This window comes from Streptomyces sp. NRRL WC-3549 (genome assembly GCF_000721935.1).
GTDB lineage: Bacteria > Actinomycetota > Actinomycetes > Streptomycetales > Streptomycetaceae > Streptomyces.
Genome location: NZ_KL585450.1, coordinates 1 through 5,402, shown reverse-complemented (window position 1 = coordinate 5,402; position 5,402 = coordinate 1). Strand labels below are relative to the sequence as shown.

The following is a 5,402-nucleotide window of genomic DNA, read 5'->3' as shown; positions in this document are numbered from 1 at the left end:
GGCGGGAGAGCTCCGTGAGGGCCGAGACGACGCCGGCGTCCAGCCGGGAGGGCCAGCGGCCCATCCGCCAGGCGGGCAGCGCGACCCGGGTCAGCAGCCGGTCCCATCCGGCGTACGCGAGACCGACCTGCTCCTGCGCGACGATCCGGAGCCCGTAGTCCACATCCTGTGCGCGGACGGACGCGGCGGAGGCCACCCAGCGCTCCATCTCCGCGGCGTGGGAACGGCAGCCGCGCAGCAGCAGGCCGGCGACCCGCCCGACGAAGAGGGCCGGGACCCTGCGGAGCAGGCTCCGGCCGGCCACGGAGGCGTCGGCGACCGCGGCGTCGAGCCCCCGCACGAAGCGCCGGGCGGCGGCTATCTCCGGCTGCGCGGACGGCCCCGTGCCCGCCACGACCGGGGCGAGCACCGCACGCAGTTCGCCGACCCGCATCCACCACAGGAACGGCGAGCCGATGACCAGCACGGGGGCGTCCGTGGCCCGGCGCCTCCGGCGAAGGCCCCGCAGCCCACCGGCGGGGCCCACCGCACTCGGCCGGGCGGCGGGGTGCGTACGGTCCTCCAGCCAGCTGTCGCAGTCGGGGGTCAACGCCATGGCCGAGGGCGCGGGGACGCCGAGCCGGTCGGCGAGCTCGCGGACGAGCCGGTAGAGATCCGGGGCGGCCTCTTCGGTGAGGGGCACGGTGGGGCTGACCGCGGGCCTGGCCCGGGCCACGGCCACGGCGACCGCGACGGCGAGCAGCAGCACCACGACGGCGCAGCCCGTCACCGCCCAGCGCACCGCGTCCCACGCCGCGCCGCCGATGTACCCCTGGGCGCCGGCGGCCTGCAGGACGACGGCCGCCGCCGCGGGCAGGACGGCCAGGGCCGCGGCCCTGCTGCGGACGCGCAGCAGGGCCAGGGCACGGGCACGCGCGGCGCGCGCACCCAGCTCTTCAACCGGACCTGTGGCGGACATGGCCGGACGTCACCCCCTCTGCCCCCGCGACGGTGTTGGTCACTCCCCCACTGTGGCACCGCCCACCGACATCGCAATGTCGGTGGGCTGTCGGTGGTCCATGTGCCGGAAAGCTTGCGCCGCACCCTAGTTGGGGCCTCGGCGGCCGTCATCCGGATGGGCGAGCCGTCACTCGATGGAATGGCTTTGGGTAAAGCTGCTGACGCGCGACCGGAAGCCCCTCCGGTGGTACGTACGCCGCTCCGGCGGGGTGGCCGCCCGGTGCCCCCGCGGGGTACGGGCGGTTCCCGCGGGGCCCCGGACACGCCTGTGCCCGGCGCCCCGGGAGCGGGATGCCGGGCACAGGCACGGGTACGGGTACGGACCTGCGGGGCACGGACGCACGGGTCCGGGCGCCTCAGCTCTCTTCGTCGGCGGCGGCCTTACGGGCGATGTCCGTGCGGTGCTGGGAACCGTCGAGCCTGATCCGTCCCACGGCCGTGTAGGCGCGCTCACGGGCCTGCGCGAGGTCCTTGCCGGTCGCGGTGACGGAGAGCACGCGCCCTCCGGCGCTGAGAACCGCGTCCCCGTCCCTCCGGGTGCCCGCGTGCAGGACGAACGCGTGCGGGGCGTCCTGTGCCGCCACCTCGTCGAGCCCTTCGATCGGGTCGCCCGTGCGCGGGGTGCCGGGGTAGTTGTGCGAGGCGACGACGACGGTGACGGCGGCGTCGTCGTACCAGTTCAGCGGGGGCAGGACGTCCAGGGTGCCGTTGGCGGCCCCGAACAGGACGCCGGCCAGCGGTGTCTTCAGCCGGGCCAGGACGACCTGGGTCTCCGGGTCGCCGAAGCGCGCGTTGAACTCGATGACCCGCACACCGCGCGAGGTGATCGCGAGACCCGCGTACAGCAGTCCGGAGAAGGGCGTGCCCCGGCGGCGGAGTTCGTCGACGGTCGGCTGGAGCACGGTCTCCATGACCTCGTCCACCAGCTTCGGGTCGGCCCAGGGGAGCGGTGAGTACGCGCCCATGCCACCGGTGTTCGGGCCTTCGTCGCCGTCCAGGGCGCGCTTGAAGTCCTGGGCCGGCTGCAGGGGGACCACCGTCGTACCGTCGGTGATCGCGAAGAGGCTCACCTCGGGGCCGTCGAGGAACTCCTCGATGACGACCCGCTCACAGGCCAGCGCGTGGGCGCGGGCGGCCCCCACGTCGTCGGTGACGACGACGCCCTTGCCCGCCGCCAGCCCGTCGTCCTTGACGACGTACGGGGCGCCGAAGGCTCCGAGTGCCACATCGATCTCGGCGGGCGTCGTGCAGACGTAGCTCCGGGCGGTCGGGACGTTGGCACCGGCCATGACGTCCTTGGCGAACGCCTTGGAGCCCTCCAGCAGCGCGGCCTCACGCGACGGGCCGAAACAGGGGATGCCGGCCGCGCGCACGGCGTCGGCGACACCGGCGACAAGCGGTGCCTCCGGACCGACGACCACCAACTCGGCGCCCAGTTCGGTGGCGAGGCGGGCGACGGCGTCGCCGTCGAGCGCGTCGACCGGGTGCAGTTCGGCCACCTCTGCGATTCCGGCGTTGCCGGGTGCGCAGTACAGATCGGTGACGTCGGGGTCGAGGGAGAGAGAGCGGCACAGGGCGTGTTCGCGGGCGCCGCCGCCGATGACGAGGACCTTCACGGGGTGCAGCCTAACCGCCGGGGCCCCACGGCCTTGACGGCCTCCGCTCCGTGGACGGGGCCCCGGCGCACCCCGCGCACCCCACCCGCCGGGCCGTGGGGCGCACGCCGTGCCGCCGTCCTGCCGTCCCGCACCCTCTCGTACCGGCGTACCACCGGGCGCACGCCGTCACGCGCCGACGTGGTGCGGGCACACGTCTCCCCACCGGGTCGCGTGGCGACGTGGCGACGTGCCACGGAAGCCGGCTCACTGCTCGTTCGTGAACTCCTCGACGACCGTGGCCCCCAGCTCGCGGACGATCAGGTCGTGCCCGGACAGCGCGGAGTCGACCAGGTCGGGGTCGTCCGCCTCGGCGGTGTCGTCCTCGGGCGCGACCGCACGCGGCGGCTCGGGGGCCGGGGCGCGGTCGTACGACGACGGCTCCGGCCGCCCGGAGTCCTGGGGCCGAGACGGGGACGAGGGCTGCGGGGCAGGCGCCGGGGCCTGCGGCGCGGCAGCGGGCCGCGACTCGTACGACGGGGCCTGTGCAGCGGGCGGGGCCGGTGCGGGAGGCGCGGCCTGGTACCCGCCGGGAGCCGGGGGCCGGCCGCCTCCGCCACCCGGCTGCGGAGGCGTACCGCCACCGCCCGACGGGTCGACGACGGCGTCCACCCGCCAGCTGGCGTTGAACCGCTCGGCGAGCGCCTGCTTCAGCACCTCCTCGCTGCCGCTGCTGGCGAAGGTGTCCCGCGCACCGGCGTTGAGGAAGCCGAGCTGGAGGGTACTGCCGTCGAAACCGGTGACCTGGGCGTTCTGGCTGAGCAGGATCCACGTGAAACGGCGGCGGTTCTTCACCGCCTCCAGGATGTCGGGCCACATGTTCCGCACCTGGGCCGCGCCCTGGGCCATGTCCTGACCGCCGGGCGCCGGGGCGGATGCCGCGGGCCCGGGCGCCGGAGCGGCGGCCGGGGCGGAGGTCTGCGCGGGCGCCTGGGGAGGCGGTGTCCGGCCGGGAGCCGCCGCGGTCGGCCAGCCACCGGGACGTCGTGCGGCGTCCGACCCGCCGGCCCCACCACCGGCCGGGGAAGCCGTGGGCCAGGCTCCGGGCCGCGCACCGCCGGCCCCGGCGGCAGGAGCCTGCGGGGCCTGAGCGGGCTGCGGGGCCTGAGGCTGCTGGGTCTGAGGCTGCTGGACGGGCGGCTGCGGGGTCTGGGGCTGCTGAGCGGGCGGCATGGCGGGCGGGGGCCCCGCGACGCCGGACGCGGCGGCCTGCGGGGCGGCGTCGGCGGGAGCCTGGCCGGGGGCCTCGCTCCGTACCGCCGCACGCGCTGCGGCGGGCCCGGCGGCGGGCAGCCCGGCGCCGGGTGCGTGGGCCTCCGGCCCCGGTACGTATCCGAGGGCGGGCCCGGAACCGGCCGTCGCGAAGGACGCGCCGCGCTCCAGCCGGTCCAGCCGGGCCTGGAACGAACGCTCGTCGTCGAAGGCGGCGGGCAGCAGCACCCGCGCACAGATCAGCTCCACCTGGAGCCGGGGCGAGGTCGCCCCGCGCATCTCCGTGAGCCCCTCGTTGACCAGGTCGGCGGCGCGGCTCAGCTCGGCGGCCCCGAAGACGGCGGCCTGCGCCTGCATCCGCTCGACCACGTCCGCAGGGGCGTCGATGAGCCCCTTGTCCCCGGCGTCCGGCACGGCGGCGAGGATCACCAGGTCACGCAGCCGCTCCAGCAGGTCGGCCACGAAGCGCCGGGGGTCGTTACCGCCCTCGACCACCCGGTCCACGACCTCGAAGGCAGCCGCCCCGTCGCCCGCCGCGAAGGCGTCCACGACGGAGTCGAGCAGGGACCCGTCCGTGTACCCGAGGAGCGAGGTGGCCATGGCGTATGTCACACCGTCCTCGCCCGCGCCGGCCAGCAGCTGGTCCATCACGGACATCGAGTCACGGACGGACCCCGCACCGGCGCGCACCACGAGCGGCAGCACTCCGTCCTCGACGGGGCTGTTCTCCTTGCCGCACACCTCGGCGAGGTAGCTCCGCAGCGTCCCCGGCGGAACCAGCCGGAACGGGTAGTGGTGCGTACGCGACCGGATCGTCCCGATGACCTTCTCGGGCTCGGTGGTCGCGAAGATGAACTTCAGATGCTCCGGCGGCTCCTCGACCACCTTCAGCAGGGCGTTGAACCCCGCCGGGGTGACCATGTGCGCCTCGTCGATGATGTAGATCTTGTACCGGCTCGACGCGGGCCCGAAGAACGCCTTTTCCCGCAGGTCACGGGCGTCGTCCACACCACCGTGCGAGGCGGCGTCGATCTCGATCACGTCGATCGAACCCGGGCCGTTGCGCGCCAGGTCACGGCAGGACTGGCACTCCCCGCACGGGGTCGGGGTCGGGCCCTGCTCGCAGTTCAGACAGCGCGCGAGGATGCGTGCGCTGGTCGTCTTCCCGCATCCACGCGGCCCGCTGAACAGGTACGCGTGGTTGACCCGGTTGTTCCGCAGGGCCTGCTGCAACGGGTCAGTGACATGCTCCTGACCGATGACCTCGGCGAAGGACTCGGGGCGATAGCGGCGGTACAGCGCAAGGGACGACACATCTACGAGGTTATCGGGACGCGCTGACAACCGGCCCCGCTCCCGGAGCCCACCCGGCGGGCCGACGGCACCCGGACACACAAGGGCCCCCCACGCACCCGCCAGAGCCGACCTACCCTTGCTGCCTTCCGGCCCTGGGGGAGTTCAGTCAGATAGCGCCACGTGAGGGGCTGGCGCCCACCTTAGCCGATCCCGGCCCCCCTCCGTCCACCCACCCACCCT

General features: G+C 75.0%; 2 protein-coding genes, 1 other RNA gene and 1 pseudogene. All 4 read right to left on the bottom strand.

The window, feature by feature from the left end:
• Positions 1-958: pseudogene (locus IH13_RS39315) on the bottom strand (hypothetical protein); the annotation flags it as partial.
• A gap of 397 nt (positions 959-1,355) precedes the next feature.
• Complete coding sequence (gene purD, locus IH13_RS0135185; protein ID WP_031091099.1) at positions 1,356-2,615, bottom strand: phosphoribosylamine--glycine ligase; 1,260 nt, start codon at positions 2,613-2,615, stop codon at positions 1,356-1,358.
• Between the two features lie 246 nt (positions 2,616-2,861).
• Positions 2,862-5,180 carry a DNA polymerase III subunit gamma and tau gene (locus IH13_RS0135180; RefSeq protein ID WP_031091096.1) on the bottom strand — a complete coding sequence of 773 codons (2,319 nt, stop codon included), beginning with the start codon at positions 5,178-5,180 and terminating at the stop codon, positions 2,862-2,864.
• Between the two features lie 79 nt (positions 5,181-5,259).
• Positions 5,260-5,354: signal recognition particle sRNA small type (gene ffs / locus IH13_RS40205), an RNA gene on the bottom strand.
• Positions 5,355-5,402 lie beyond the last annotated feature (48 nt).